A 26,178-nucleotide genomic window follows, 5' to 3' on the forward strand; every position below is an offset into this window, starting at 1 on the left:
TCGTGGTCGCGGGGCGGGGCGGGCTCGGGGCCACGTGGAACCTTCTGGCCGCCCCGCGCGTGGCCGCCACGCGCGGGGCGGGCTCGGGGCGGCGGCGGGGCCACGAGCGCCCGTGGCCTGGCGCAGCGATCCGCCCCCTGCGGGCCTACCGTCGCGGGGTGAGCGACGACGACGTGTTCGGCCCCTACCGGGGGGGCACCTACACCCGCGCCTACCTCACCATGTTCTGGCTGCTGGGGGCGGCGGCGATCGCCCTGGAGCTGTGGGCGCACGGGCGCTGGGGTGCGATCGTCGTCCTCGTGGTCGTGGCCGGCATGGGGGCGACGGTGCTGGTGGGCACCGCGCAGAGCGTGCTGAGCCCCGAGGGTCTGCGGCTGGTGCTGCTGCGGCGCTGGGTGCCGTGGACCGAGGTCACGGAGGTGCTCGCCCCCGAGCCCGGGGACGCCGAGCTGCGGCTGCGCCTGACCGACGGCACCGTGCTCACGGCCAAGGGCGTCCCCCCGTCGGTGGGCCCGGCCCTGCGGGCGGTCCTGGACCGCTGGTAGTCCCCGGGGGCCGTATCGTCGCCCGGCGTGCCTCGCCTGAGTCCCGGACCCGCGTTCGCCGGACTGCTGCTGACCTTCACCATCGTCATGATCGGTACGACCGTGCCGACCCCGATGTACGCGCTGTACGCCGCGGAGCTCGGGTTCTCCGGGGTGGTGAGCACCGTGATCTTCGCGGTGTACGCCGTGGGGGTGCTGGCCGCACTGCTGTTGCTGGGCCGCTGGTCGGACACCCTCGGTCGGCGGCCGCTGCTGCTGGCCGGGATCGGCTGCGCGCTGGTGAGCTCGGTGGTGTTCGTCACGGCCGGACCGGTGGCGCAGCTGCTCGTCGGCCGGTTCTTCTCCGGGGTGTCCGCGGGCATCTTCGCCGGCACCGCCACCGCCGCGGTGCTCGAGGCGGCGCCGGAGCGCTGGCGGGCCCGGGCCCCGTTCCTCGCCACGGGCGTCAACACGGGCGGGCTCGGGCTCGGGCCGCTGCTGGCCGGTCTCGCCGTGCAGTACCTGCCCGCACCCCTGCACCTCAGCTTCGCGGTGTACCTGGTGCTGCTCTTCGCGGTGGGCCTGGTGGTGCTCGCCGTGCCGGAGACGGTGGACGTGGCGCCGGGTGCGCGCCCGCCGAAGGTCCAGCGCCTGGGGGTGCCGCTCGAGGTCCGGGCGCTGTTCGTCTCCGCGGCGACGGCGGGCTTCGCGGGTTTCGCCGTGCTGGGGCTGTTCACGGCGGTGGGCCCGCGGATCGTCACCGAGATCCTGGGCGTGGACAACCGCGCGGTGGTCGGGCTGGTGCCGTTCCTGCTGCTGGGCTCCTCGACGGTGGCCCAGGTCGCGCTGCGGTCCCTGCCGCGCACGGTGGCCCTGGACGTCGGGTGCGTGGCGCTGACCCTCGGCATCCTGCTGGTCACCGTCTCGCTGTGGCAGGCCTCGTTCCCCGCGCTGGTGGCCGGCGCGGTGGTCGCCGGGGCCGGCCAGGGGATGAGCTTCTCCAGCGGCCTCGCCGCCATCACCGCGAAGGTCGGCGCCGCGCACCGGGCCGAGGTGACGTCGACGTTCTTCGTGGTGCTCTACGTGGCCATCTCGTTACCCGTGGTGGGTGAGGGGGTGGCCGCCCAGGTGTGGGGGTTGCGGACCGCGGGAATGGTGTTCACCCTGGCCGTCGCTGCGCTGGCGCTGGCCGCGCTGGCCGCCCTGGTGCGCCACCAGCGCGCCCCCCAACCGGCCTGAGCCGTCGGGCGGTGCCTCAGCCGACCGCGAAGCGCCCGGTCGCCAGGAACAGCACCGCGTCGGCGAGCAGCAGCCCACCGGCCACCAGCAGCACCGCCGTCACCACCCTGTGCAGCACCGGGGACACCCGCGCCCAGCCCCGCCGGAACCAGGTCACCGCACCGTCGTGCACCCCGGCCACCACGGCCACCAGCAGCACCACGAGCGGCAGCTGGCTCGTCAGCGACCACATGACGTGCGCGAGCACCACCTCGACCACGGCCTGGCCTCGCCCGGCCAGCACCACCATGGCGGCGAAGGTCGGATCCGCCAGGGAGAGCGAGGCGTAGGCCAGGCCCAGGCCGAGCACGGGCACCAGCCCGGACCGTCCGGCGCGCGCTGGGCCGGCCACCGCCGGTCGCCGTCGCCACCCCGCCCAGCCGAGCAGCGACGCGCCGAGGAGCACCTCCACCAGTGCACCGAGCCCACCGCGCGGCAGCAGCCCGAGCAGGTCCAGCGAGCGCAGGCGCAAGCCCACGGTGAGCGAGAGCGTCGCCCCCATCGCGGCCGAGCCGCCGAGCACCACGAGGCCGTAGACGAGCACCGTCCGCCGACGCGCCCCGGCCGCCAGCGTCGCGGCCCCCACCAGCGCACCGGCCGGATCCATCCCCGCCAGCCCGAGGCCCAGCGCGGCGAGCAGGAGCGCGGTCACGGGACGCGCAGCACCGACACCGCCCAGTCCGCTCCTGCGCGCCACGGCCGCAGGTCCCAGGTGGCGAACCGGCTCTCCGGCTGCAGGCCCACGGCCACGGCGTCGCGGTCCAGCTCGTCCACCGTGTACGCCCGGTCGGTGGCGAAGCCCGTGACGACGAGGCCACCCGGGCGCACGTGGGCGTGCAGCCGCTGCAGGACCGTGCGCTCGGTGCCCGGGGTGACGAAGACGAGCACGTTGCCGGCCACGACCGCGGCGTCGAACCGCTCGGGGCCCAGGTCCAGCTCGACGAGGTCGGCGTGCAGCACGGTGAGCCCCTCGAGCACCGGGGCCGCGGCCACGAGCACCGGATCGGCGTCCACGGCGGTCACGGTGTGCCCGCGGCGCACGAGCTCGGCCCCCACGCGGGCGGTGCCGCACCCCGCGTCGAGCACGTGGGAGGCGGGGGCGAGCAGGGCGTCGACCACCCGGGCCTCCCCGTGCATGTCCGCCCCCTCGGCGGCCAGCTCCGCGAACCGCTGCACGTAGTCGCGGCTGTCATGCTCGGACCGCTCGTCCTGCCACCGGGTGCGCGCCACGGTGGCGACCGTAGCCCTCAGTTGATGCAGTCGGGTTGGGGCGGGGGCGTGGCGTCAGTGGTGGTGGCCGCCGGTGCGCTGGAAGGGGCCGTGGTGGCGGCCCGCGCGGTGGTGGTGGGCGCGGCCCCGGGCACCTCGACCCCGTCGGAGCCGAGCACCAGCGTCACCCCCGTGACCGTGCTCGAGACGGCCACGGCCGCACCGGGGACCGCCGCGGCCAGGGTCTTGGCCTGCGCCTCCATGCCGGCCGGGTACTGGATGGTGGTCACCGGCGCGGCGTCGACCGTCGTGGGCCCGCCGAGGGCGAAGCCGAGAGCGGTGAGGGCCTTGCCGTTGCGGCCGGCGAGCCCGCTGGTGGTGGTGCCGTTGGCCACCGTGACCGTCACCGTCGCGGGGGCGACCGTTCCCGCGGTCTCGTAGGCGGTCGGCTGTCCGATGACCTGGGCGATGAACCCTGGGATGGCCGCGAAGTCGACCTGCACGATGGAGACCCGCTCACCCCGGTAGGAGATCGTCGGCGTGCCCAGGGTGGGGATGGTCACGAAGGTGATGTTGCCGGCGCTGAGGTCCTGCACCTGGGTGGCCAGCCTCAGCAGGTCGAGTCCCGTGTCGACGGTCAGCGAGGAGCTGACCGCGGTGACCAGCCGGCTCAGGGCTGCGGGATTGAGCAGGGTGCCCGCCGAGGCGACCTCGCTGAAGGCGTGCGCGAGGAAGTACTGCTGGCGCACGATCCGGTCGAGATCGCCGCGCGGCAGACCGTGGCGCTGGCGGACGAACGCGAGGGCCTGCTTGCCCTGGATCACCGACTGACCGGCGGGCAGGTCGATGCCCGAGTAGCCGGAGCCGTAGGCGTCGGAGTCGGTGGAGGCGTTCTGGGCGGCGTTGAGGCACACCGGGACCCCGCCGATGGCGTTGCTGATCCGGTAGAAGGCCAGCAGCGACACCGCGACGTAGTGGTCGATGCTCAGACCGGTGAGGCCCTCGATGGTGGAGATGAGCAGCTTGGCGCCCCCGGCGTTGCCGCCCCCGTCGCTGGCGCCGTCGGAGTAGGCGGAGTTCAGCTTGCCCTTGCCGAAGCCCGCGATGTCCACCCAGGAGTCGCGCGGCAGCGAGATGATCGTGGCCTTGGAGCCGTTGGCGGGCACGTGCAGAACCATCATCGTGTCGGTGTTGGTGCTGCCGCCGTCCTGCTGGGTGCTGAGCTCGGCCAGCTCGGCCGGGGTGGCCCCGGAGCGGTCGTCGTTGCCGACGATGAGGATGTTCTGGTCCGCACCGTCGACGTTGACGGCGGTGGACCCCGCGGTGCCACCGAGGCCCAGGGCGTCGAGCCGGGTGACGCCGTTGTCCAGGCTGCGGTTGGTCGCCCACGCGTACCCCGTGCCGACGACCACCAGCACGGACAGCGTCACGGCCAGGAGCCGGGTCACGCTGACCAGTGCCCGGCGGGCGCCGCCGCCGGGCCGGGGAGGGCCGGGAGCCGTCCGCGCGCCGGCGGCTGCGTGACGCGCCCGGCGCGCCACCTGCGGGTTCGGGTGCACGCGGCGCGGGGTGGGGGTGGGCTCGGCTGGTTCGGTCACGGTGCCGCCAGTCTGCCTGCCCGCGCCTGAGGGTGTCCTGAGACCGGCTCAGGAGTAGCTGTTGGCCGCGCTCGCGGCGAGGCTGATGAGAACCACGATCACGACGACGTAGAGCACGACGATCCCGATCAAGATGCCCATCGCGATCTTGCCCATCCGCTTGGCCTGCGCCGAGGCCGCCTGCGCACCCGCCAGGTCGCCCATCGCCCACAGCCGCACCACGTTCGACGACGCGGTGAAGGCGGTGAAGGCCAGCGGCCAGAAGAACAGCGTGGCCGCGACCGCCCACCCGGCGTTCGTCGGGGGGATCGGTGGCGGTCCGTAGCCGCCACCGCCCTGCGGGGCCTGCCCGTAGGACGGAGCCGGCGCCTGACCGTAGGACGGCTGCTCGCCGTACCCGCCCTGCGTGCCCTGCTTGCTCCAGTCGACCGGTCCGCCCACGACGCACTCCCCCTGCTCCGCCCCGGACCGCACGCCGGGGACGGCGGAAGGATAGCCAGCCCGGACCCACCACGGTGGTGTCCGATTCCCGCCAGCCCGGCCCGGGTCCGCCTGGCAGGCTCACCGGTGTGACCACGGCCCTCGACCACGACAGCTGCTACCGCGCCGTCGCCTCCCGCGACGCCCGGTTCGACGGCTGCTTCGTGACCGCCGTGCGCACCACGGGCATCTACTGCCGCCCGAGCTGCCCGGCCATCACCCCCCGGCCCGGCAACGTCAGCTTCCTGCCCACCGCCGCGGCCGCCCAGCACGCCGGCTACCGGGCGTGCCGCCGCTGCCTGCCCGACGCCGCGCCCGGCTCGCCGGAGTGGGACCTGCGCGGCGACCTGGCGGCCCGGGCCGTCCGCCTCATCGCCGACGGCGTGGTGGAGCGCTCCGGGGTGGCTGGGCTCGCGGCCGACCTCGGCTACTCCGAGCGCCAGCTCAACCGGGTGCTCACCGAGCAGCTCGGGGCCGGCCCGCTCGCCCTGGCCCGCGCGCACCGCGCGCACACCGCGCGGCTGCTGCTGCAGACCACCGCGCTGCCCGTGGCCGACGTCGCCTTCGCAGCCGGGTTCGCCAGCGTCCGGCAGTTCAACGACACCGTGCGCGAGGTGTTCGCGGTGACCCCGAGCGTGCTGCGCGCCGAGGTCGCCCGCCCGCGGGGGGACGGCGCGCCACCGGTGGCCGGGGTGATCCGGCTGCGGCTGCCGTTCCGGGTGCCGATGGACGCCGGGTGGACGGAGTGGTTCCTGGCCGGGCACGCCCTGGGCGGTGCGGAGAGCTGGTGCGACGGCGAGTACGCCCGCACCCTGGCCCTGCCGCACGGCTCGGGGGTGGCCCGGGTGCGGCTGGAGCCCACCCACGTGGCCCTGCAGCTGCGCCTGGCCGACCTGCGCGACCTCGGCGCGGCCGTCACCCGCGTGCGGCGGCTGCTCGACCTCGACGCGGACCCGGTGGCCGTCGACGCCGCCCTGACCGCCGACCCGGCGCTGGCCCCGAGCGTCGCCGCCACCCCGGGCATCCGGGTGCTGGGCAGCGTCGACGGCGCGGAGGTGCTGCTGCGCACCGTGCTCGGCCAGCAGGTGTCCCTGGCCGCGGCCCGCACGGCCGGAACACGCCTGGTGGCGGCCCTGGGCCCCCCGCTCGCCGCGCCGGACGGTGCGCTGACGCACCTGTTCCCAGCGGCGGAGGTGGTGGCGCAGCGCGGGCACGAGGTGCTCACCGGGCCCGCCCGGCGGGTGGCCACGGTGATCCGGGTGGCCACGGCCCTGGCCGACGGATCGCTGGCCCTGCACCCCGGGCGCGACGGCACCGAGCTGCGCGCCGAGCTGCTGGCCCTGCCCGGCATCGGTCCCTGGACGGCCGACTACGTGCTGATGCGCGTGCTCGGCGATCCCGACGTGCTGCTGGGCACCGACCTGGTGCTGAGGCAGGGCGTCGCGCGCCTCGGGCTGCCCCGCGGGGCACGCGAGCTGGCCGCGCACGCGACCCGGTGGAGCCCCTGGCGCTCCTACGCGGGGATGCACCTGTGGAAGACGGAGCTCGACGCACGGGCCCGGACGAAGGAGACGACGTGAGCGCGACCTGGTCGACGACCGACACGCAGGCGGGGCCGTTCAGCGCGGTCCTCGACGACGACGGCGCGGTGCTGGCCTCGGGCTGGACGGCTGAGCTGGACGCGCTGCTGCCCCAGGTCCACCCCTCCCTGCGCCCGGCGGAGGTGGCGTGGTCCGGCGACCTCGGGGCCGTCACCACCGCCGTGCGCCGCTACCACCGCGGCGAGCTCGGGGTGATCGACGCCGTGGTGGTGCGGCAGCGCTCCGGGGTGTTCCTCGACCACGCCTGGGAGGTGCTGCGCACCGTGCCCGCGGGCGAGCCGGTGACCTACACCGAGTACGCGGCGCTGGCCGGCCGCCCGGCGGCGGTGCGGGCCGCGGCCAGCGCGTGCGCCCGCAACGCGGCGGCGCTGTTCGTGCCGTGCCACCGGGTGCTGCGGGTGGGCGGGGCGCTGGGCGGGTTCCGCTGGGGCACCGACACCAAGCGCTGGCTGCTCGACCACGAGTCCGCCGAGCTGCTGCTGCCGCAGGCCTGAGCGGCCGACCGCCGGCTCTCACCCCTCACGACATCGCCCCTCACGACATCGCCCCTCACGACATCGCCCCCGCGCGATGCGGTCCAGGGGCGGAGGTCAGGGGCGGGCGGGACCGCAGCGCTGCTGGGGGTCGAGCCGGGTCAGCACCTTGGTCCCGATCGCGGCGAGCTGACGGACCTCGGTCGGGGTGAGCGCGTCGAACACGAGCGTCCGCACGCGGTCGACGTGGCGGGGCGCGGCACCGACGATGGCCGCCATCCCGTCGTCGGTGAGCACGGCGATGGTGGTGCGACCGTCCCGCGGGGACGGCCGACGCTCGATCCAGCCCCGCTTCTCGAGCTTGGCGACGACGTGCGAGAGCCGGGACAGCGACGAGCTCGCCCGCGTCGCCAGCTCGCTCATGGTCAGCGTGCGGTCCCCGGACTCCGAGAGCATGGCCAGGACCAGGTAGTCGAAGTGGGTGACCCCCGTGTCGCGCTGCAGCTGGGCGTCCAGCGCGGTCGGCAGGAGCAGGGTCACGCCGATCAGCGAGAGCCAGGCCGCACGCTCGTCGTCGTCCAGCCACCGGGTGTCGTCCACGAGTCCCAGCGTAGCCGAACAGTTGACATCTCAACTGACGGGCGTATCGTCGATGTTGAAGCATCAACTGAAGGAGCACCCGTGTCCGCACCCACCAGCACCACCACGATGCCGTCGCTGTACATCGGGCACGGGGCACCGCCGCTGCTGGACGACGCGCTGTGGACCTCGCAGCTCTCCGCGTGGGCCCGGGACGTGCCACGCCCGACGGCGGTGCTCATCGTGTCCGCGCACTGGGAGTCGGCGCCGGTGAGCCTGTCCGCCACGGCCGCGGCCACCCCGCTGGTCTACGACTTCGGCGGGTTCGCGCAGCGCTACCACGAGATGACCTACCGCACCCCGGACGCGAGCGCGCTGGCCCGCAGGGTCGCTGCGGCGATGCCGCGCCACGAGCCCGTGCACCAGCACCCCTCGCGCGGGCTCGACCACGGCGCCTGGGTGCCGCTGACGGTGATGTACCCCGAGGCCGACATCCCCGTGCTGCAGCTGTCGTTGCCGACGCACGACCCGGTCCGGCTGATGGAGCTGGGGCGTCGGCTGCGCCCGCTGCGGGAGGAGGGCGTGCTCGTCATCGGCTCGGGGTTCCTCACCCACGGACTGCCCTTCCTGCGGGACTTCCGGGTGGACGCGCCGGCCCCGGGCTGGTCCACCGACTTCGACGCGTGGGCCTCGGAGGCACTGGCCCGCGGCGACGTCGACGAGCTGGCCGGCTACGCCAGCAGGGCCCCCGGCCTGCCCTACGCACACCCCACCGTCGAGCACCTCTCGCCGCTGTTCGTCACCCTCGGCACCGCCGCCGCGCCGGACGCGGCCCCGGACCAGCGCATCGACGGGTTCTGGATGGGCCTGTCCAAGCGGTCGTTCCAGGTCGCCTGAGCCGGGGTCAGCCGCTGGTGCTGGCCTCAAGGCGGCTGCCCGTGCGGGTCGAGCGCACGTGCAGCCGGTTGGGGATGCGCTGGCGCAGCTCGTCGACGTGGCTGACCAGCCCCACCACCCGGCCCCCGGCCCGGAGCTCGTCGAGCACGGCCATCACCTCCTCCAACGTCGACGGGTCGAGGGTGCCGAAGCCCTCGTCGATGAACAGCGTGTCCAGCTGCACGCCGCCGGCCTCGGCCGCCACCACGTCGGCCAGGCCCAGGGCGAGGCTCAGCGAGGCCACGAACGACTCCCCGCCCGACAGCGTCTTGGTCGAGCGCACCACGCCCGTGTGGTCGTCCAGCACGTCCAGGCCCAGCCCTCCCCGCCTGCCGTGCGACCCCGCCGCGTCGGAGTGCACGAACTCGTAACGCCCGCCCGACATGCGGGCCAGCCGTGCGCTCGCGGCCACCGCGACCTCCTCCAGCCGGGCGGCGAGCACGTAGGAGTGCAGCGACACCTTGCGGCTGTTCTGCCCGCGCCCGGCCACCACGTCGGCCAGGGCCGCCACCCGGGCGGCCTCCGCCAGCAGCGGCGCGAGCACCGCCAGCCGCTCACGAAGCCGGCCGGTCACCTCCACCACCTGGCCGTGGCGCTGGCGGGCGGTGGCGGCCGCTCCCTGGGCCGCTCCCCGAGCGAGCTCCGCCTCGGTGGCCACGACCTGCGCCGCCGCCAGCTCGTCGCGCACGGCGGCGGCGTCGAGCTCGCCGAGCGCCCGGACGTCGGGACCCTCCAGGACGGCCCGGGCCCGGACCTCGGCCTCCCGGGCCCGGTCCAGCCCCTGCTGCAGCTCAGCGGCCCGCGCAGGCTCGAGCACCGCGGCCACCGCCTGCGGCACGCCGGAGAACCCTTCCTCCTCCGCCATCCGCAGCGCCCGCACCGCACGCTCCCGGGCGACGCCCCGGCTCTGGTCGGCGGCGGCCCGGGCCGAGACGAGCTTGGCGCCGGTGACGGCGAGCCCGTCGAGGCGGGCCAGGCGCGCACCCACGTCCGGGTCGCTGCCGCGCGCGAGCGCCAGCCGCTCCCGTGCCGCGGCCGCCCGCTCGACCAGCGCCCGGACCTCGGCCGCCACCGCGGCCAGCTCCTTGCCGTCGACCAGCTCCTGCTGGGCCAGTCCGTCCGCGGCGAGCTCGAGGGCACGACTGCGCTCCTGGGCGACCGGCAGGGTGGCGGCGAGCCGGAGCGCGGTGGACCTGGCCCCGTCCGCGGCCGCCAGCACCCGACGGGCCTCCAGCAGGTCCAGCCCGCCGCCCTGCGCCCGCGCGGCGTCGAGCTCCCGCAGCGCCTGGGTTCGGCGCTCCGCGGCCGCGTGCACGGCCTGGGCACCCGCCTGCTCCTGCTCGTGGGCGCGCTGCTCGTCCTCCTGGCGGACGACGTCCACCGCCGGACGGGCGGGGCGTGGGTGGGTGTGGGAGCCGCAGACCACGCACGCCTGGCCGTCGTCGAGGTTGCCCGCCAGCTCGGCGGCCATGCCCAGCAGGCGGCGCTCGCGCAGGTCCAGCCAGTGCTCACGGCTCGCCTGGTGCCCCGCGACCGCGACCGTGTGCGCCCGCTCGGCCTCGGCGTCCGCGCGCTCCAGGGGCAGCACCCGCTCGGCGGCTGCCGCCGCGGCGCGGGCGCGGTCCCACGCCTGCTCCAGCTCACCCAGCGCGTCCTGCGCGCGCTGGGCCCGGCTCAGCGCCGACTCGGCCACCTCACGCTCCACGGGCAGCTCGCGGCGGCGCTCCTCGACCTGCGCGAGCCGCCCGCGCAGCGCGGTCGAGCGGGCCTCGAGCTCGAGCACGTGGGCCTCGTCGGCCGTGGTGGCGCCGGCGAGGTCGACGAGCTCGGCGAGGCGACCGACCTCCGCCCGCCACCCGGCGCAGGCCGCCTCGAGGTCGGGGCCGGGAGGCAGGTCGAACAGGGTGGAGGGCGCACCCTCGCCGCCGACGTCGAACAACCAGGGACTCTCCGGCTCACGACCCCCGGTGCGCTCGAGCACCTCGGCACCGTCCGGGTCGTCGCCGAGTGCGGCGGCCAGCACGGACGCCTCGTGCTCGGCACGGTCGGCCGACACCTGGGCCGTGGCCGCGTCGCGCGCCGCCGCGGCCACCCCGGCGGCACGGCCGGCGGCCCGCAGCGACACCGCCGTCGCCTCCCGCTCGACGCTGTGCTCGGCCAGGTTCGCCAGCTGGCCCAGGGCCTCGTCGCGGCGCAGCACCTGCTGGGCGCGCACCCGGGCGACGTCGAGGGCACCCGTCGCGGTGCCGGCGAGCAGCTGGGCCCGCGCCACCCCGGCCTCGGAGCGGTCCTGCTCCGCCGCGGCCATCCCCAGCAGGGACTCCGCCCACGCCGTCACCTCACCGTCCGCAGCGGCGACCTCCTCGACCCCGGCGGCAGTGCCCAGCCGTCCCAGCAGGACGTCCACCTCGTGGCTGCCCTCCTCCACCGCGGCCGAGCTGCGGCGGCGGCGCTCGGCCAGCCACGCCTCGGCCCCGCCGAAGCGAGCGGTGTCGAACAGCCTGGCCAGCAGGACCGCGCGCTCGTCAGTGCCCGAGCGGAGGAAGCGCGCGAACTCGCCCTGCGGGAGCAGCACCACCTGGAAGAACTGGTCGGCGCTCATCCCCAGCAGCCGCTCGACCTCCCTGGCCACCTCGTCGATGCGGGTGACGCCCTCGCGGCCCGGATCGTCCAGCCACACCAGGGAGGCCCGGGCGTTCTCCGTGGTCGTCCCGCCGCCGCGCTTCTTCGCCCGCAGGTGCTCGGGGCTGCGGTCCAGCCGCAGGCGGCGCCCCCCCACGCTCAGCTCGAGCTCGACGCGGGGAGTCGCGCCGTCGGGTGCGTGGTCGCTGAGCAGCCGCCGCCCGTCCACGTCCTGGCGGGCGCCGGGCAGCTTGCCGAACAGGGCGAAGGCCACGGCGTCGAGCACGGTGGTCTTGCCGGCCCCGGTGGGCCCGTGCAGCAGGAACAGCCCGTCCGCACCGAGCGCGTCGAAGTCGACCTCCTCGGTGCCGGCGAACGGGCCGAACGCGGTGACCCGCAGTGCGTGCAGCCTCATCGACGGTCCGCGGCGTGCTCCGCCGCGCGCAGGCCCTCGGTGACGAGCTCGGACTCCCACGCCTGCGGTGCGCCGCGCACGTCGGTGAGGAACGAGTCCACGACCTGCGCGTCGCTGCGACCGCGCACCTTCTCGGCGTAGCGCAGGGCTCCGGCGGAACCCGGGCGCTGCCACTCCAGGTGCACGGCGTGCGGGAAGCGGACCTGCAACCTGCGCATCGCGTCCAGCGGCCGGACCGGATCCGTCAGCACGGCCGAGACGTAGTGGTCCTCCGCGGCGGTGTGCGCCGGGTCGGCGAGCAGGCCCGGCAGGGGCCCGGTGAGCTGGCTGAGCCCGCGGACCACCGGCAGGTCGACCCGCTGCACCTGCTCGAGACCGTGCGGGCCGAGGTCCACGAGCCACACCGCCTTGCGGTGGCTGCGCTCCCCGAAGGAGTACGGCAGCGGGCTGCCCGAGTAGCGGACGCGCTCGCTGAGCACCTGCGGGGAGTGCAGGTGCCCCAGCGCCACGTAGTCGACGCCGTCGAACACCCCCGCCGGAACGGTCTCGACCCCGCCCACGGAGATGGTCCGCTCGCTGCCGGTGGCCTCACCGCCGACGACGAAGGCGTGCGCGAGCACCACGCTGCGCACCCCGGGCCGAGCGGCGAGGTCGGCCCGCACCCGGTCCATGGCCACCCCGAGCACGTCGGCGTGGCTGCGCGCCCCCGGCTCGCCCAGCGCGTGGCGGGCGGTGTCCGGCTCCAGGAACGGCAGGCCGTACACCGCGACCTCCCCGTGGGTGTCGGAGAGCAGGACGGGCACGTCGAGCTCGGCGGTGCGGGTGCGCAGGTGCAGCCCGCCCGCGGCGGCGAAGGAGGCGGCCGCGCCGAGGCGGGTGGCGGAGTCGTGGTTGCCGGGGGTGGCGACGATGACGGCCCCGGCCGCCCTGATCTGCTCGAGCGCACGGGTGCAGACCTCCACGGAGCCCGCGTTGGGGACCGCGCGGTCGTAGACGTCCCCCGCGACGAGCACCACGTCCACCCCGTGGGCGGCCACCAGCCCGGCCAGCTGCTCCAGGGCGCGCGCCTGGTCGTCGAGCAGGTCCGTCCCGTGGAACGTCCGCCCGACGTGCCAGTCGGAGGTGTGCAGCAGCCGCATGGACCGAACGTAGGCGAGGAGCCCGACAGTTCCCGCGCGGCGCGCACCGCACCCGGAACTGTCGGACCTCCGCGGCACCCTGGGACCCATGGACCCCCTCACCGCGCTCGGCCTGCTCGTGGCGCTGCTCCTCGGCGTCGTCCTGGGCTGGTACGTCCACGCCGCCCGCACCGGCGAGCGCCTGGCCAGGGCCGAGGCCGAGCTGGCGGCGGGCCGGGCCAACGAGGCCACCGTGCGGCGCTCGCTGGAGCTGCTCACCGAGGACTCGGCGCGGCGCTCCTCGGGCGCGGTCGGTGAGCAGGTGGCCGGGGTGGTCGGGCCGCTGCGGGAGGCGGTCGGCCGCCTCGCCGAGCACGTCGAGCGGGTGGAGCGCACCCGGGTGGACGCCTACGCGGGGCTGCGCGAGCAGGTGGCCGGCATGCACCGCACCTCCGAGCACCTCACCGCCCAGACCAGCCAGCTCGTCACCGCGCTGCGGGCGCCCCAGGTCCGCGGCCGCTGGGGCGAGCTGCAGCTCGAGCGGGTCGTCGAGCTCGCCGGCATGGTCGAGCACTGCGACTTCGACACCCAGGTCACCGGGACCGTGGACGGCGCCGACGGGCCGGTGGCGGTCCGGCCGGACATGGTGGTCCGCCTGGCGGGTGGACGGCAGGTGGTGGTGGACGCCAAGGTGCCCTTCGCCGCCTACCTGCAGGCGGTGGAGGCCGGGGACGAGGCCGAGCACCGGGCCCACCTGGTCCGCCACGCCCGGGCCCTGCGCGCGCACGTCGACGCCCTCGCCGCCAAGGCCTACTGGCGGGCGTTCGAGCCCAGCCCCGAGTTCGTGGTGCTGTTCGTCCCCGGCGACCCGTTCCTCGAGGCCGCCCTGGTCGCCGACCCGGAGCTGCTGGAGCACGCCTTCGCCCGCAACGTCGTCATCGCCACCCCCACCACCCTCATCGCGCTGCTGCGCACGGTGGCGCACTCCTGGCGGCAGGAGTCGCTGTCCCGGGAAGCCGCCGCCATCCACGCGCTCGGCCGTGAGCTGCACGCCCGCCTGTCCACCGTCGGCACCCACCTCGACCGGCTCGGCAGCCAGCTCGGGCGCACCGTCGAGTCCTTCAACGCCACCGTCAGCTCGATGGAGAGCCGGGTGCTCGTCACCGCGCGCCGGCTCAGCGAGATGCAGATCGGTGACGGCGAGGCGCCGCAGGTGCAGCAGGTCGACCACACGCCCCGCAGGGTCCAGGCGGCCGACCTGCTGCCCCGCTGAGCGGTGGCCGGTTCGTCCCGGCCGCCCGAACCCGGGGCCAGCAACGCCCGGGCCGCGCCGCGTGGTCGGGGTCGCCCGGCCAGGTCGACGGCTACTCTCGGCTGCGTGACGATCTCCGGCCAGCCCCACGACGGGGTCCCCCTGGACGAGCGCTCGGTGGTCGCCGCCCGGCGGGGCATCCCGTGGTGGGCCGCCGTGCTGCTGGCCTTCGCCGCCACCGGCCTCGGCATCGCCATCGACCTCGGGCGGGGGGACACGCTGACGCGGGTGTTCCTCGCCTTCTACGCGGTGGGGTGCGTGGTCGCCGTGCTGGCCGTCATGCGTCGCGGCATCTTCGCGGCCATGGTGCAGCCACCGCTCATCCTCGCCATCGCGGTCCCCGTGGTGGTCAAGCTCCTCGGCAGCGGGTCCACCGGCGGCCTGCGCAACGAGGTCATCACCCTGGCGCTGCCCCTGGTCAACGGCTTCCCGACCATGGCCGTGACCACCGCGGTCACCGTCGGCCTGGGCATCGTCCGGCTCGTGGTCACCCGGAACCCCGGATCGGCGCGGACGCACCGCCGCCCGTCCGCCGCCGGGGACGCCGACGACCAGGTGACCACCAGGCCCTCCCGGTCCGCGGCCGGGCGCTCGCAGCGCAGCCCCCGCTAGCTAGCCCGTCACCGAGCGGTGCGGGGTGCCCTCAGCTCGTGGGGCAGGGCGAACACCAGGGTCTCGTTGGCGGTGGTGACGGGCTGGACCTCCCCGTAGCCGCGCTCGGCGAGCCACTCGAGCACCCCGCGCACGAGCAGCTCCGGCACCGACGCACCCGAGGTCACCCCCACGGTGCGCACCCCCTGCAGCCACGCCTCGTCGATCTCCCCGGCGTGGTCCACGAGGTGGCTCGCGCGTGCGCCGGCACCGAGGGCCACCTCGACCAGGCGCACCGAGTTCGAGGAGTTGCGCGAGCCCACCACGACGACGAGGTCGCACTCCGGCGCCATGGCCTTCACCGCGACCTGGCGGTTCTGCGTGGCGTAGCAGATGTCGTCGCTGGGCGGGTCCTGCAGGCTGGGGAAGCGCTCCCGCAGCCGCTGCACGGTCTGCATCGTCTCGTCGACGCTGAGAGTGGTCTGCGAGAGCCAGATCACCTTGTTCTCGTCGCGCACGGTCACCCGGTCCACCGACTCCGGCCCGTCGACGAGCTGGACGTGGTCCGGCGCCTCGCCCGCAGTGCCCTCCACCTCCTCGTGACCCTCGTGGCCGATGAGCAGGATGTCGAAGTCGTCCCGGGCGAACCGCTTGGCCTCCTGGTGCACCTTGGTCACCAGCGGGCACGTCGCGTCGATGCTGTGCAGGCCCCGCTCGTCGGCCGAGGCCCGCACCGCCGGCGACACGCCGTGCGCGGAGAACACCACGATCGAGCCCTCGGGCACCTCGTCGGTCTCGTCGACGAAGACCACGCCCGCCTCGCGCAGCGTCTGCACCACGTGCTTGTTGTGGACGATCTCCTTGCGGACGTAGATCGGCGCCCCGTGCTGCGCGAGCGCCTGCTCCACGGTCTCCACCGCACGGTCCACGCCGGCGCAGTAGCCACGGGGCTCGGCCAGCAGGACCCGCTTGGACGTGCCGTCGTCGCGTCGTCCGACCATCCCGAGGCTCACATCGACAGACATGTCCCCAGGGTACGGCGGCAGCGCCCACGGGGCCGTCGCGTCGCTCCTGTCGGGGTTGTGAGGCAGGCTGGGGCCATGCCTCGCCTGCCTCTCGTCGTCCGGGTCGCCGCCGGTCTCGCCGCCACCGCGGTGGACGAGGTGCGCAGCCTGCCCTCCACCGTGGTCTCGCTGCCCGTCACCGCCGTCAGCCAGGTGCTGCAGAGCTACATGCGCACCCAGCAGCAGGTCACGGCGCTGGCCATCCGCGGCGACGAGCTCCTCAGCTTCCTCACCCCGGGCCAGGAGCAGCCGGAGTGGGCGACCTTCGACGAGGACGACCACCCGCCGGTGGCCACCCCGCCCGCGGGCCGCCCGAGCAGCGCGGGTCGCTTCGCGCTGTACTCCCAGGTCCCCGAGGACGTGGAGACCTCCGCCACAGCCAACCGCAGGACCGCGACGAGGGGGGTGGGCCCGGCGGGCAGAGCCACCCCGAACACCGCCCGGCGCAAGGCCGAGAAGGCCGCCGAGGTGCCGCGCGCCCCGCTGCCGGGCTACGACGCGATGACCCTGGCCCAGCTCCGCGCCCGCCTGCGCACGCTCTCGCTCACCGAGCTGGAGGACCTGCTGCTGCACGAGCGGGCCGCCCAGGCCCGGGCCCCGTTCCTCACGATGCTGTCCAACCGGATCGCCACGGTCCGCTCGCAGTGAGCGCACCCACCCGGTGACCACCCCCAGCACCGCGGAGCAGCCGTGGCCCGTGCGCACCGTCTCGCTCAAGGTGCAGCAGTGGATCTCCCGGCTGGGTGACGTCTGGGTGGAGGGTCAGCTCACCCAGGTCAACGCCCGCCCCGGCACGGCCACCGCGTTCCTCGTGCTGCGGGACCCGGCCGCCGACATCTCGCTCACCCTCACCTGCTCCCCGCGCCTGCTGACCGGCAGCCCGGTCCCGCTGACCGAGGGCAGCCGCGTCGTGGTGCACGGCAGCCCCACGTTCTTCGCCGGTCGGGGCACCTTCTCGCTCAAGGTGGACGCGATCCGCCCCGTCGGGATCGGCGAGCTCCTCGCCCGCCTCGAGCGCCTGCGCCAGCTGCTGGACGCCGAGGGCCTGTTCGACCCGCGAATGAAGCGGCCGCTGCCCTTCCTGCCCCGCACCGTGGGGCTCGTCACCGGCCGGGCCTCGGCGGCCGAGCGCGACGTGCTCAGCGTGGCAGCCCAGCGCTGGCCCGCCGTCCGCTTCGCAGTCCGCAACACCGCCGTGCAGGGGCCCACCGCCGTGCCGCAGATCCTCACCGCCCTGGCCGAGCTGGACGCCGACCCGCACGTCGACGTCATCGTCATCGCCCGTGGTGGCGGCAGCGTGGAGGACCTGCTGCCCTTCTCCGACGAGACGCTGTGCCGCGCGGTGGCCCGCTGCACCACCCCGGTGGTCAGCGCCATCGGCCACGAGCCGGACAACCCGCTGCTCGACCACGTCGCCGACGTCCGCGCCGCCACCCCCACCGACGCCGCCAAGCGGGTGGTGCCCGACGCCGTGGCGGAGACGGCCGGCGTCCGCGAGCTCCGGGCCCGCAGCCGGGCGGCCCTGGTGGCCTGGGTGCACCGCGAGGAGCGGGGGCTGGCCCAGCTGCGCAGCCGCCCCGTGCTCGCGGACCCGCTGCGCGCCCTCGACGCCCGTGCCGATGAGGTCCAGCGGCTGCGGACCACCGCGCGGCGCGACGTCCGGCGCCACCTCGACACCGCCGACACCGCGACCGCGCACCTGCGGGCCCGGCTGAGGACGCTCGGACCGGCCGCCACCCTGGCCCGGGGCTACGCGGTGGTGCAGCGGGTGGACGGCACCGGCGCGCACGTGCTGCGCTCCACGGCCGACGCCCCACCCGGCACCACGCTCCGCGTCCGGGTCGCCGACGGCGCGGTCCACGCGACCACCACGCTGACCACCGACCCACCGCCGACCCCCGCGGACGGCGCCCAGCAGCAGGAGGACCGATGACCGAGACCGCGGTGGCCGAGCTGGGCTACGAGCAGTGCCGCGACGAGCTCGTGGAGGTGGTGCGGGCGCTCGAGCAGGGCGGGCTCGACCTCGACGCCTCGCTCGCGCTGTGGGAGCGCGGAGAGGCCCTGGCCGCCCGGTGCGAGCAGCACCTGGCGGGGGCGAGGACACGGGTGGAGACGGCCCTGGCCGAGGCGGACGGCGCCGTCGGCTGAGGGCCTACCCCACCAGCGGCGGCTGGGCGAGCACCGCCGTGGCCAGCTGCGCGAACTCCGCGTCGGACCCGCTGCCGGTGATGAGCAGCCGAACGGGGCCCAGGTCGCTCACCCACGCCGACTCCGAGCCCTTCTTCGCGTAGACGTCCCAGGTGGCGCCCCCCACCACCATGGACCCGGACGCGCTGCTCCCGTCGAGGGTGTCGACCTCCTCCGGAACGAGCTGCTGCACCGTCGCGCTGCTCTGCGCCAGCTTCAGGTAGCTGCCACCCGAGGTGATGTACCCCACGCGCACCACCGTCCCTCCGGCCGTGCCGCCGATCTTCGCGTTCGAGCTGGAGTTGGCCACCCACCCGTCCGGCATCGCGGGCTCCCGGATCGGGTAGGACTCCGCGGCGGCGTCGTCGATGTAGATCTGGGCCGAGTCCACCGTGGGCGGAGGCGCTGCGGTGGGGCCGCCGGGGCTGAACGAGCACCCTCGGGCGAGGCCCGCGAGGGCCAGGCTGATGAGCACCAGCGGCACGATCGAGAGGATCAGGTCGTGCGAGTTCTGCAGGTGGCGGGGCTTGTCGGCGGGCACGACCCCATCCTCCCACCGTCCTGACGTGCCCCGCAGGGCTGCGCCGCCCCGGTCCCCGGGGCCGTCGTCTGCCAGGATCACCCTGGAGCAGCACGTCCACCCGCTCCTCCCCACCACCAGGAGGCCCCGATGTCGGCGACCATCACCCCGAGACGCCGCGAGGCGCCCGACCGCAACCTCGCCATGGAGCTGGTCCGGGTGACCGAGGCCGGGGCCATGGCCGCCGGGCAGTGGGTGGGCCGCGGTGACAAGAACGGTGGTGACGGCGCGGCCGTGGACGCCATGCGCAAGCTGGTCAGCTCGGTCTCGATGCGGGGTGTGGTGGTGATCGGCGAGGGCGAGAAGGACGAGGCGCCCATGCTCTACAACGGCGAGGAGGTCGGTGACGGCACCGGACCGGACTGCGACGTGGCCGTGGACCCCGTCGACGGCACCACGCTGATGGCCAAGGGCATGCCCAACGCGATCGCCGTGCTGGCCGTGGCCGAGCGGGGGGCGATGTTCGACCCGTCGGCGGTGTTCTACATGGAGAAGATCGCGGTCGGGCCGGAGGCGGCGGACGTCATCGACCTCACCGCGCCGGTCGGGGAGAACCTGCGCCGCGTCGCGAAGGCCAAGGGTGGGCACGTCTCCGAGGTCACCGTGTGCGTGCTGGACCGGCCCCGCCACGACGGGCTGATCCGGGAGATCCGCGAGGCCGGCGCCCGCATCCAGACCATCTCCGACGGCGACGTGGCCGGGGCGATCGCGGCCGCGCGCCCCGACTCCGGCGTGGACATCCTGCTCGGCACCGGCGGCACCCCCGAGGGCATCATCGCCGCGGCCGCCATGCGCTGCATGGGCGGTGCCATCCAGGGTCGCCTGGCCCCCAAGGACGACGCCGAGCGGCGCAAGGCCCTGGACGCGGGGCACGACCTGGACCGGGTGCTCACCACGGACGACCTGGTGGGCGGGGACAACGTGTTCTTCTGCGCCACGGGGATCACCGACGGCGACCTGCTGCGCGGGGTCCGCTACCGCGGCGGCGGCTGCACCACGCAGTCCCTGGTGATGCGCAGCAAGTCTGGCACCGTGCGGATGATCGACGCCTCGCACCGGATGGAGAAGCTCCGCGAGTACTCCACGATCGACTTCGAGGGCGGCGACGACTGACGCCGGGGGCCGCCCTGCGCCGCTGCCCGCGCGCCGCCGCGGGGGGGCTCAGCCCGGGTCGGCGGGAACCAGGTCCCCCGCCTGGGCGGCGTGCAGCTGTGCGTACCACCCGCCCACGGCCAGCAGCTCGTCGTGGGTGCCCCGCTCCACCACCCGCCCGGCGTCCACCACCACGATGACGTCGGCCGAGCGGATGGTCGAGAGCCGGTGGGCGATCGCGATCGTCGTGCGCCCGGCCATCAGCGGTTCCAGCGCGGCCTGCACCAGCCGCTCGCTGACGGTGTCCAGCGCGCTGGTCGCCTCGTCCAGCACCAGCACCCGCGGGTCCTTCAGCAGCACCCGGGCGATGGCGATGCGCTGCTTCTCCCCACCGGAGAGCCGGTAGCCGCGCTCCCCCACCACCGTGTCGTAGCCGTGCTCGAGCTCGGTGATCCGCTCGTGCACGTTGGCCGCCCGCGTCGCGGCCTCCAGCTCGGCGTCGGTGGCGCCCGGGCGGGCGTAGAGCAGGTTGTCCCGCACGGAGGCGTGCAGCAGGTACGTCTCCTGGGTGACCATCCCGATCGCGCCCGACAGCGTCGCCAGCGGCACGTCGCGGACGTCGACCCCGTCCAGGCGGACCGTCCCCGAGCCCACGTCGTACAGCCGCGGCACCAGGTAGCTGATGGTGGTCTTGCCCGCGCCGCTCGCGCCCACCACGGCGACGAGCTGTCCGGGTCGCACGTGCAGGTCCAGCCCGCGCAGCGCCCACCGCCGCGGCCGGGTCGCCCCGGGTGCGGGCTCCTCCTCGTAGCTGAACCACACGTCCTGCAGCTCGACCTCGCCCCGGACGTCCGCGACCTCCAGCGCCACCGGCTCCGCGGCCTCCACCACGTCGGCCCGCAGGTCCAGGTAGCCGAACACCCGCGCGAACAGGGCGACGCTGGAGGAGAGGTCCGTCGAGGTCTGCAGCAGCTGGCTGATCGGGCCGAACAGCCGCGCCTGCAACGTGGTGAACGCCACCACGGTGCCGGCGGTGAGCCCGGAGCCGCCGAGGAACGACACCCGCCCGGAGAGCTGCAGGCCGGCCACCAGGTACACCAGCACCGGCGTGACGGCGAAGAACGTGTTCACCACCGCGAAGAACGCCCGACCGACGATCTGCTGGCGCACCTGCAGCCCGGCCAGGCGCTCGTTCTGGGTGTCGTAGCGCTGCGCGTCACGGTCCTCGCGGCCGAAGGTCTTGCTCAGCAGCACCCCGGACACCGAGAGCGACTCCTGGGTGATGGCGCTCATCTCCGCCAGGGCCGCCTGGGTCTGCGCGGTGAGCGCGCGCCGCACGCGGCCCACCCGGCCGGTCAGCCACACGAACAGCGGCAGCAGGGCCAGGCTCAGCACCGTCAGCGGCCAGGAGAGCACGAGCATCGCGACCAGGGTGGACACGAGCACCACCAGGTTGCCCAGCACCGAGCTGGCCGTCGTCGTGATGACCGACTGGAGCCCGCCCACGTCGTTCTGCAGGCGGCTCTGGATCTCCCCGGTGCGGGTGGCGGTGAAGAAGCGCAGCGACAGCGTCTGCAGGTGGCCGAACAGCCGCGCCCGCAGGTCCCGCATCACCTGCTGGCCGACCTTGTTCGTCAGGTAGCTCTGGCCCACCCCCAGCACCGAGCTCACCAGCGGCACCACGACCATCACCCCGCACAGCCACGCCAGCAGGCCCAGCCGCGGCCCGCCGGCCACGAACAGCGCGCGGTCGAAGACGGCCTTCACCAGCAGCGGGTTCACCACGCCGAGGCCCGAGGTCACCGCGATCAGCCCGCCGAGCCCGGCCACGGCGCGGCGGTAGGGGTGGAACAGCACGGCCACCCGGCGCAGCAGCCCGCGGTCAGCCGTTGCCTCGCGGTAGGCCGCTGCCGCCTCGCCGAACGACGCCCCGCGACCGCCCTTGAGCGTGGCCGGCCGGGTGGGGCGTGCAGGGGTGCTCACCGCGCCCGTCCTACTCCGCCGACGAGTGCCCCGGGAACAGGTGTGCGTCCGGGTCGAGCGCCACGGCGATGTTGTTGACCGCGGTGGCGGCCTCACCGAAGCCCGTGGCGATGAGGTTCACCTTGCCCGGGTAGGTGCAGATGTCGCCCGCCGCGTAGACCCGGTCGCGGGCCGTGCGCATCGTGGAGTCGACGGTGATCTGGCGGTGGTCGATGTCCAGGCCCCACTCGGTGATCGGACCGAGGTCCGCGGTGAACCCCAGCGCAGCGACCACGGCCTGCGCCGGCAGCGTCCGCGTGGCCCCGTCCACCAGCACGTCGAGCCCGACGAGGTGGCCGTCGGTGTCGGAGATGAAGTCGGCCACCTGGGCGTCGGTGACGAGCTCCACGCCGAGGGCCTTCACCGCGTCCACCGTGCCCGCGTGCGCACGGAACTTGGCCCGGCGGTGCACGAGGGTGACGCTGCGCGCGACCGGGTGCAGGGCCAGCGCCCAGTCGAAGGCGGAGTCGCCGCCGCCGACCACGACCACGTCCTGGTCGGCGTGGACGTCCATGCTGGGGATGAAGTGCACCAGGCCCCGCCCGGCCCAGCCCGCCCCCGTCGGCAGCGGTCGGGGCGTGAACGTGCCCAGTCCACCGGTGACGAGCACCGCACGCGTCACCACCGTGCCGCCGTCGGCCAGGCCCACCTCGAAGCCGTCGTCGGTGTCCGTGAGGGTCGCGGCCTGCTCGCCGAGCAGGTAGGTGGGCTCGTACCGGGCGGCCTGGGCGACGAGGCCGGTGACGAGCTCGCGCCCCCGGACGGCGGGGAACCCGGCCACGTCGTAGATCAGCTTCTCGGGGTACATGGCGGTCACCTGGCCCCCGGCCTCGGGCAGCGTGTCCACCACGGCCGTCGAGAGCCCGCGGAAGCCCGCGTAGAAGCTCGCGTAGAGGCCGGTGGGGCCCGCGCCCACCACCAGCAGGTCGCACGTCGTCCGGCTCAAACCAGGCTCCTCGCTGCACGACGGTGTGGGGACCACAGTAGGCACCCCGGGGGGCACGTGCAGCAGGTGCACCCTCGGTGGCAAGGTCTGCGGGCATGACGGTGGACCCCAAGGACGTGGCAGCTGACGAGTTCCGGATCGAGCACGACACGATGGGCGAGGTGCGGGTGCCCGCAGCCGCGCTCTGGCGGGCGCAGACCCAGCGCGCGGTGGAGAACTTCCCCATCAGCGGTCGAGGGCTGGACCGGGCGCAGATCCGGGCGCTGGGCCTGCTCAAGGCGGCGTGCGCGCGGGTGAACGCCCAGCTCGGGGTGATCACCGACGAGCAGGCGGCCGCGATCGCCGCGGCGGCGGACTCCATCGCGGCCGGCGAGCACGACGACCAGTTCCCCATCGACGTCTTCCAGACCGGCTCCGGCACCAGCTCGAACATGAACGCCAACGAGGTCATCGCGACGCTGGCCGGTCGCGCCGGGGTGGACGTGCACCCCAACGACCACGTCAACGCCTCGCAGAGCTCCAACGACACCTTCCCCACGGCCACCCACCTCGCCGCCACCGAGGCCGCCGCCACCGAGCTCGTGCCCGCCCTGGAGCACCTGCACGCCTCGCTGGCCGCCAAGGCGCGCGAGTGGGCCACGGTCGTGAAGTCCGGTCGCACCCATCTCATGGACGCGGTGCCGGTGACCCTGGGCCAGGAGTTCGGTGGCTACGCCCGCCAGGTCGAGGCCGGGGTCGAGCGGGTCCAGGCCACGCTGCCGCGCCTGGGCGAGCTCGCCATCGGCGGCACCGCCGTGGGCACGGGCCTCAACGCGCCCGAGGGCTTCGGCAGCGCCGTGGTGCAGGCCCTGCGCGAGGCCACCGGGCTCAGCGTCCTCCGCGAGGCCGTGGACCACATGGAGGCCCAGGCCAGCCGCGACGCCCTGGTCGAGGCGTCCGGCGCCCTGCGCACCATCGCCGTCTCGCTGACCAAGATCTGCAACGACCTGCGGTGGATGGGATCGGGACCGCGCACGGGCCTCGGCGAGCTCCGCCTGCCCGACCTGCAGCCCGGTTCCTCGATCATGCCCGGCAAGGTCAACCCGGTGATCCCGGAGGCCACCCTGCAGGTGTGCTCGCAGGTGATCGGCAACGACGCCGCGATCGCGTGGGCGGGCGCGTCGGGCAGCTTCGAGCTCAACGTGCAGATCCCCGTCATGGCGCGCAACCTGCTGGAGTCGATCCGGCTGCTCGCCAACGCCTCCCGGCTGCTCGCGGACCGCTGCATCGACGGCACCGAGGCCGAGGTGGAGCACTGCCGCGAGCTCGCCGAGTCCTCGCCGTCCATCGTCACCCCGCTGAACTCGGCCATCGGCTACGAGGAGGCCGCCTCGGTGGCCAAGCAGGCCCTCAAGGAGCGCAAGACCATCCGCCAGGTGGTCGTGGAGCGCGGGCTGGTGCCGGACAAGCTCAGCGAGGCCGAGCTCGACCGCCGCCTCGACGTGCTCGCCATGGCGCACGTGCGGGAGTGATCCAGGCGCTGGTGGCCGCGGCCGCCGGCTGGTGGTTGGCGGGGCTCGGGTGGACGGTGCAGGCCACCGCCTACCCGGGCTTCGCCGACGTCCCCGCCGACCGGTGGGCCGCCCACCACGCCGCGCACTCGCGCCGCATCGTGTGGGCGGTCGGGCCGGCGTGGGTGGTCCAGGGCGGAGCGACGGCGTGGTGGCTGCTCACCTCGTTCGGCGTGCTGAGCGTGGTGCACGCGGTGGCCGCGCTCGGCGGCGTGCTGCTGACGGTGGCGTGGGCGGTGCCCGTGCACTCCCGGCTCGGGGACGGGTTCACCGCGGACCTGGGCGCCGCGCTGCTGCGGGCGAACGCGTGGCGGTCGGTCGTGTTCACCGCAGCGGCGGTGCTGGCCTCCGCTGGTGCCGCCTGACCCACCCCGCTCCGCCGACCCCGGGTGCGCTGCGTCACAATCTGGACATGACGTCCCTCGCGCCCGACGCCCGCCTCATCAACGACCGCCTCGCGCACTGGGCTGCGACGACGCCCGACGGTGAGGCGCTGACCTACCTCGACCGCACCTGGACGTGGGCGCAGTGGGACGAGCGGGTGCACCGGGCGGCCGGCGCCCTGCGTGGTGCCGGGATCGGGCGCGGCGACATCGTCGCCTTCCTCGACAAGAACCACCCCGCCTGCCTGGAGCTGACCTACGCCTGCGGGCTCATCGGGGCGGCCCTCGCGATCGTCAACTGGCGCTCGGCCGGCGACGAGGTCCAGTACGCGGTCAACGACTGCGGGGCCCGGATCCTCGTGGTGGGCACCGAGCTCGTGCCCGTCGTGGCGGCGGTCCGCGACCGGTTGGGCACCGTCGAGCGGGTTGTCGAGGTGACCCCGGGGGGCGGCGGGGACGACGAGTACGAGGCCTGGATCGCCGCGGCGCAGCCGGTCGGGCCGGACCCGGAGGTGACGCCCGAGGACGTCGTGCTGGTCATGTACTCCTCCGGCACCACCGGCCGACCCAAGGGCGTGATGCTCAGCCAGGCCAACATGGTCGCCCACACGGTGCACTCGCAGGACGGCTGGGAGATCGAGGCCGGGGACAAGATCATGGTCGCCATGCCGCTGTTCCACGTCGGCGGGTCGTCGTGGTTCCAGGTCGGACCGCACGACGGGGTCCCCTCGGTGCTGACCCGTGACCCGGACGGGGCGTCCCTGGCCGGGGCGATCCTGGCCGGGGCCAACCGCACCTTCCTCGTGCCGGCGGTGCTCGCCCAGGTGCTGCAGTCCGGGGCGGACGCGATCGGCGTGTTCGGGCGGCTGAAGACCTACTGCTACGGCGCCGCGCCCATGCCGGCCCCGCTGCTGCGCGCGGCGATGCAGGCGTGGCCCGACACGGAGTTCCTGCAGGTCTACGGGCTCACCGAGGTCGGCGGGGTCGCGACCCACCTGCTGCCGGCGGACCACCACGACCCCGAGCACCCCGAGCGCGTGCTGTCGGCCGGCCAGCCGCTGCCGCACGTGGAGCTGCGGATCGTGGACCCCGCCACGCTCACCGACGTCAGCGACGACGAGCACGGCGAGATCTGGATGCGCACCCCGCAGCTGATGAAGGGCTACCTGGGCAAGCCCGAGGCGACCGCGCAGGCGATCACCACCGACGGCTGGTTCCGCACCGGCGACGTGGGCCGCCTCGACGCCCACGGCTACCTCTACGTGGAGGACCGGCTCAAGGACATGATCATCTCGGGCGGGGAGAACATCTACTCCCCCGAGGTCGAGCGGGTGCTGGCCGAGCACCCCGCGGTGGCCGAGGTCGCGGTCATCGGCATCCCCGACGACACCTGGGGCGAGTCGGTCAAGGCCGTCGTCTCGCTCCAGCCCGGGAGCACCGCCACCGAGGCCGAGCTCATCGCCTGGTGCCGGGAGAGCCTGGCGAAGTTCAAGTGCCCGCGCACCATCGACATCGTCGAGGCGCTGCCCCGCAACCCGACCGGCAAGATCCTCAAGCGCGACCTGCGGGCTCCGCACTGGGCGGCCCGCGACCGCGCGGTCTGATCCCCTGCCGGCCG

General features: G+C 75.0%; 25 protein-coding genes. 14 read left to right on the forward strand and 11 right to left on the reverse strand.

Features of this window, described 5'->3' with window-relative positions; all coding sequences use genetic code 11:
- Nucleotides 1–158: 158 nt before the first annotated feature.
- Nucleotides 159–545, forward strand: coding sequence for a hypothetical protein (locus RHODO2019_RS12630; protein ID WP_265382129.1), 387 nt, complete (start codon nucleotides 159–161; stop codon nucleotides 543–545).
- Nucleotides 546–572: 27 nt separating this feature from the next.
- Nucleotides 573–1,763, forward strand: coding sequence for an MFS transporter (locus RHODO2019_RS12635; RefSeq protein ID WP_265382130.1), 1,191 nt, complete (start codon nucleotides 573–575; stop codon nucleotides 1,761–1,763).
- Between the two features lie 16 nt (nucleotides 1,764–1,779).
- Here RHODO2019_RS12635 and RHODO2019_RS12640 read toward each other — a convergent pair whose 3' ends face one another.
- From RHODO2019_RS12640 to RHODO2019_RS12655, 4 genes are read right to left on the reverse strand one after another with little or no spacing between them, the layout of a single operon-like run.
- Nucleotides 1,780–2,454, reverse strand: a complete 675-nt coding sequence (locus tag RHODO2019_RS12640) for a hypothetical protein (protein ID WP_265382131.1) — start codon at nucleotides 2,452–2,454, stop codon at nucleotides 1,780–1,782.
- A complete protein-coding gene (locus tag RHODO2019_RS12645) occupies nucleotides 2,451–3,032 on the reverse strand; it encodes a class I SAM-dependent methyltransferase (RefSeq protein ID WP_265382132.1) in 582 nt (193 codons plus the stop codon). The genes RHODO2019_RS12640 and RHODO2019_RS12645 overlap by 4 nt, the downstream gene beginning before the upstream one ends.
- 17 nt (nucleotides 3,033–3,049) lie before the next feature.
- Nucleotides 3,050–4,609 carry an LCP family protein gene (locus tag RHODO2019_RS12650; RefSeq protein WP_265382133.1) on the reverse strand — a complete coding sequence of 520 codons (1,560 nt, stop codon included), beginning with the start codon at nucleotides 4,607–4,609 and terminating at the stop codon, nucleotides 3,050–3,052.
- 48 nt (nucleotides 4,610–4,657) lie between these two features.
- The gene (locus RHODO2019_RS12655) at nucleotides 4,658–5,050 is read right to left on the reverse strand and encodes a CD225/dispanin family protein (protein ID WP_265382134.1); all 393 of its coding nucleotides are present in this window, start codon (nucleotides 5,048–5,050) and stop codon (nucleotides 4,658–4,660) included.
- Between the two features lie 128 nt (nucleotides 5,051–5,178).
- Here RHODO2019_RS12655 and RHODO2019_RS12660 point away from each other — a divergent pair, with 128 nt between their 5' ends.
- Together RHODO2019_RS12660 and RHODO2019_RS12665 are read left to right on the forward strand one after the other, a co-directional pair.
- Nucleotides 5,179–6,669 carry an AlkA N-terminal domain-containing protein gene (locus tag RHODO2019_RS12660; protein WP_265382135.1) on the forward strand — a complete coding sequence of 497 codons (1,491 nt, stop codon included), beginning with the start codon at nucleotides 5,179–5,181 and terminating at the stop codon, nucleotides 6,667–6,669.
- A complete protein-coding gene (locus tag RHODO2019_RS12665) occupies nucleotides 6,666–7,184 on the forward strand; it encodes a methylated-DNA--[protein]-cysteine S-methyltransferase (protein ID WP_265382136.1) in 519 nt (172 codons plus the stop codon). The genes RHODO2019_RS12660 and RHODO2019_RS12665 overlap by 4 nt, the downstream gene beginning before the upstream one ends.
- A gap of 96 nt (nucleotides 7,185–7,280) precedes the next feature.
- On the opposite strand, the gene RHODO2019_RS12670 is transcribed toward RHODO2019_RS12665, so the two are convergent.
- Nucleotides 7,281–7,763 carry a MarR family winged helix-turn-helix transcriptional regulator gene (locus RHODO2019_RS12670; RefSeq protein ID WP_265382137.1) on the reverse strand — a complete coding sequence of 161 codons (483 nt, stop codon included), beginning with the start codon at nucleotides 7,761–7,763 and terminating at the stop codon, nucleotides 7,281–7,283.
- Nucleotides 7,764–7,871: 108 nt separating this feature from the next.
- On the opposite strand from RHODO2019_RS12670, the gene RHODO2019_RS12675 reads away from it, so the two are divergent.
- On the forward strand, nucleotides 7,872–8,639 hold the full coding sequence (locus RHODO2019_RS12675; RefSeq protein WP_265384756.1) for a dioxygenase family protein: 768 nt from the start codon (nucleotides 7,872–7,874) through the stop codon (nucleotides 8,637–8,639).
- 7 nt (nucleotides 8,640–8,646) lie between these two features.
- Here the strand turns inward: RHODO2019_RS12675 and RHODO2019_RS12680 are convergent, their stop codons facing one another.
- Nucleotides 8,647–11,715 (reverse strand): AAA family ATPase, encoded by a 3,069-nt coding sequence (locus RHODO2019_RS12680; RefSeq protein WP_265382138.1) that lies wholly within the window; start codon nucleotides 11,713–11,715, stop codon nucleotides 8,647–8,649.
- Nucleotides 11,712–12,854 carry an exonuclease SbcCD subunit D gene (locus tag RHODO2019_RS12685; protein ID WP_265382139.1) on the reverse strand — a complete coding sequence of 381 codons (1,143 nt, stop codon included), beginning with the start codon at nucleotides 12,852–12,854 and terminating at the stop codon, nucleotides 11,712–11,714. The genes RHODO2019_RS12680 and RHODO2019_RS12685 overlap by 4 nt, the downstream gene beginning before the upstream one ends.
- An 88-nt stretch (nucleotides 12,855–12,942) precedes the next feature.
- Here RHODO2019_RS12685 and RHODO2019_RS12690 point away from each other — a divergent pair, with 88 nt between their 5' ends.
- Nucleotides 12,943–14,106 carry a DNA recombination protein RmuC gene (locus tag RHODO2019_RS12690; protein ID WP_265382140.1) on the forward strand — a complete coding sequence of 388 codons (1,164 nt, stop codon included), beginning with the start codon at nucleotides 12,943–12,945 and terminating at the stop codon, nucleotides 14,104–14,106.
- Nucleotides 14,107–14,211: 105 nt separating this feature from the next.
- The gene (locus RHODO2019_RS12695; RefSeq protein ID WP_265382141.1) at nucleotides 14,212–14,757 is read left to right on the forward strand and encodes a DUF6542 domain-containing protein; all 546 of its coding nucleotides are present in this window, start codon (nucleotides 14,212–14,214) and stop codon (nucleotides 14,755–14,757) included.
- 8 nt (nucleotides 14,758–14,765) lie between these two features.
- Here the strand turns inward: RHODO2019_RS12695 and RHODO2019_RS12700 are convergent, their stop codons facing one another.
- Complete coding sequence (locus RHODO2019_RS12700; protein WP_265382142.1) at nucleotides 14,766–15,761, reverse strand: 4-hydroxy-3-methylbut-2-enyl diphosphate reductase; 996 nt, start codon at nucleotides 15,759–15,761, stop codon at nucleotides 14,766–14,768.
- Between the two features lie 75 nt (nucleotides 15,762–15,836).
- On the opposite strand from RHODO2019_RS12700, the gene RHODO2019_RS12705 reads away from it, so the two are divergent.
- The 3 genes from RHODO2019_RS12705 to RHODO2019_RS12715 are packed head-to-tail and all read left to right on the forward strand — an operon-like array spanning nucleotide 15,837 to nucleotide 17,948.
- The gene (locus RHODO2019_RS12705) at nucleotides 15,837–16,448 is read left to right on the forward strand and encodes a lipid droplet-associated protein (protein WP_265382143.1); all 612 of its coding nucleotides are present in this window, start codon (nucleotides 15,837–15,839) and stop codon (nucleotides 16,446–16,448) included.
- Between the two features lie 13 nt (nucleotides 16,449–16,461).
- Complete coding sequence (gene xseA, locus RHODO2019_RS12710) at nucleotides 16,462–17,733, forward strand: exodeoxyribonuclease VII large subunit (RefSeq protein ID WP_265382144.1); 1,272 nt, start codon at nucleotides 16,462–16,464, stop codon at nucleotides 17,731–17,733.
- Nucleotides 17,730–17,948, forward strand: a complete 219-nt coding sequence (locus tag RHODO2019_RS12715) for an exodeoxyribonuclease VII small subunit (protein WP_265382145.1) — start codon at nucleotides 17,730–17,732, stop codon at nucleotides 17,946–17,948. Before xseA ends, RHODO2019_RS12715 begins: the two co-directional genes overlap by 4 nt.
- A gap of 4 nt (nucleotides 17,949–17,952) precedes the next feature.
- Here the strand turns inward: RHODO2019_RS12715 and RHODO2019_RS12720 are convergent, their stop codons facing one another.
- On the reverse strand, nucleotides 17,953–18,528 hold the full coding sequence (locus tag RHODO2019_RS12720) for a DUF4245 domain-containing protein (protein ID WP_265382146.1): 576 nt from the start codon (nucleotides 18,526–18,528) through the stop codon (nucleotides 17,953–17,955).
- Between the two features lie 129 nt (nucleotides 18,529–18,657).
- Here RHODO2019_RS12720 and glpX point away from each other — a divergent pair, with 129 nt between their 5' ends.
- Nucleotides 18,658–19,680: a class II fructose-bisphosphatase gene (gene glpX / locus RHODO2019_RS12725; protein WP_265382147.1), complete on the forward strand. Its 1,023-nt coding sequence runs from the start codon at nucleotides 18,658–18,660 to the stop codon at nucleotides 19,678–19,680.
- Nucleotides 19,681–19,728: 48 nt separating this feature from the next.
- Here glpX and RHODO2019_RS12730 read toward each other — a convergent pair whose 3' ends face one another.
- Nucleotides 19,729–21,642 (reverse strand): ABC transporter ATP-binding protein, encoded by a 1,914-nt coding sequence (locus tag RHODO2019_RS12730; RefSeq protein WP_265382148.1) that lies wholly within the window; start codon nucleotides 21,640–21,642, stop codon nucleotides 19,729–19,731.
- Between the two features lie 10 nt (nucleotides 21,643–21,652).
- Nucleotides 21,653–22,627, reverse strand: a complete 975-nt coding sequence (locus RHODO2019_RS12735) for an NAD(P)/FAD-dependent oxidoreductase (RefSeq protein ID WP_265382149.1) — start codon at nucleotides 22,625–22,627, stop codon at nucleotides 21,653–21,655.
- A gap of 95 nt (nucleotides 22,628–22,722) precedes the next feature.
- On the opposite strand from RHODO2019_RS12735, the gene RHODO2019_RS12740 reads away from it, so the two are divergent.
- Genes RHODO2019_RS12740 through RHODO2019_RS12750 form a run of 3 tightly spaced genes read left to right on the forward strand, consistent with a single transcriptional unit; the run spans nucleotide 22,723 to nucleotide 26,164 of the window.
- Nucleotides 22,723–24,138, forward strand: coding sequence for a class II fumarate hydratase (locus RHODO2019_RS12740; RefSeq protein ID WP_265382150.1), 1,416 nt, complete (start codon nucleotides 22,723–22,725; stop codon nucleotides 24,136–24,138).
- Nucleotides 24,135–24,542: a hypothetical protein gene (locus RHODO2019_RS12745; RefSeq protein ID WP_265382151.1), complete on the forward strand. Its 408-nt coding sequence runs from the start codon at nucleotides 24,135–24,137 to the stop codon at nucleotides 24,540–24,542. The genes RHODO2019_RS12740 and RHODO2019_RS12745 overlap by 4 nt, the downstream gene beginning before the upstream one ends.
- 47 nt (nucleotides 24,543–24,589) lie before the next feature.
- Nucleotides 24,590–26,164, forward strand: a complete 1,575-nt coding sequence (locus RHODO2019_RS12750) for a long-chain-fatty-acid--CoA ligase (RefSeq protein WP_265382152.1) — start codon at nucleotides 24,590–24,592, stop codon at nucleotides 26,162–26,164.
- Nucleotides 26,165–26,178: the final 14 nt, after the last annotated feature.

The organism is Rhodococcus antarcticus (assembly GCF_026153295.1).
In the GTDB taxonomy this organism is placed as follows: domain Bacteria; phylum Actinomycetota; class Actinomycetes; order Mycobacteriales; family Mycobacteriaceae; genus Rhodococcus_D; species Rhodococcus_D antarcticus.

Coding starts and splice junctions, on each gene's coding strand:
- RHODO2019_RS12705 (WP_265382143.1), top strand. CDS start 15,837: ATGCCTCGCCTGCCTCTCGTCGTCCGGGTCGCCGCCGGTCTCGCCGCC.
- RHODO2019_RS12685 (WP_265382139.1), bottom strand. CDS start 12,854: ATGCGGCTGCTGCACACCTCCGACTGGCACGTCGGGCGGACGTTCCAC.
- RHODO2019_RS12675 (WP_265384756.1), top strand. CDS start 7,872: ATGCCGTCGCTGTACATCGGGCACGGGGCACCGCCGCTGCTGGACGAC.
- RHODO2019_RS12690 (WP_265382140.1), top strand. CDS start 12,943: ATGGACCCCCTCACCGCGCTCGGCCTGCTCGTGGCGCTGCTCCTCGGC.
- RHODO2019_RS12715 (WP_265382145.1), top strand. CDS start 17,730: ATGACCGAGACCGCGGTGGCCGAGCTGGGCTACGAGCAGTGCCGCGAC.
- RHODO2019_RS12680 (WP_265382138.1), bottom strand. CDS start 11,715: ATGAGGCTGCACGCACTGCGGGTCACCGCGTTCGGCCCGTTCGCCGGC.
- glpX (WP_265382147.1), top strand. CDS start 18,658: ATGTCGGCGACCATCACCCCGAGACGCCGCGAGGCGCCCGACCGCAAC.
- RHODO2019_RS12700 (WP_265382142.1), bottom strand. CDS start 15,761: ATGTCTGTCGATGTGAGCCTCGGGATGGTCGGACGACGCGACGACGGC.
- RHODO2019_RS12750 (WP_265382152.1), top strand. CDS start 24,590: ATGACGTCCCTCGCGCCCGACGCCCGCCTCATCAACGACCGCCTCGCG.
- RHODO2019_RS12740 (WP_265382150.1), top strand. CDS start 22,723: ATGACGGTGGACCCCAAGGACGTGGCAGCTGACGAGTTCCGGATCGAG.